Source organism: Streptomyces sp. 4F14 (assembly GCF_048159485.1).
In the GTDB taxonomy this organism is placed as follows: domain Bacteria; phylum Actinomycetota; class Actinomycetes; order Streptomycetales; family Streptomycetaceae; genus Streptomyces.
In genome coordinates this window covers 1-367 of sequence record NZ_JBLRVY010000242.1, presented here as the reverse complement: position 1 = coordinate 367, position 367 = coordinate 1, and the positions used below count along the sequence as shown (strand labels likewise).

Here is a 367-nt window from a genome sequence, read left to right as displayed (position 1 = left end):
AGGGCGTTGCCGCCGACACAGTGGTTCCTGGACCAACTGCACGCACTGGAGCAGGGGCCGGAACCTCAGTCGTCCACCTGACCGGCGATCGCCCGCAACAGCCGTACGACCCCTTCCGGCCCGTCGACCACGACATCCGCCCGCTGCGACAACTCGGTGACCTCTTCGCTGCCGCTGCACACCAGGAGGCCCGGGACACCGTCGGAGCGCAGTGCCTCCACGGCCGCAAAGGCGGGCAGATCCCCCAGGTCGTCGCCGGCGTAGAGAACGGACTCGGCACCGAGCTCGCGCACGTACCGGCTCAGCGCCACGCCCTTGTCCATGCCGGGTGGCCTGAGCTCCAGCACCATCCGCCCCGGCTCGACGA

General features: G+C 70.3%; 1 protein-coding gene. It reads right to left on the bottom strand.

All coding sequences use genetic code 11. From position 1 onward, the window contains the following. Positions 1-65: 65 nt before the first annotated feature. A partial coding sequence (locus ACLZOT_RS50525) for a trehalose-phosphatase (protein ID WP_416976060.1) occupies positions 66-367 on the bottom strand: 302 nt, incomplete at its 5' end.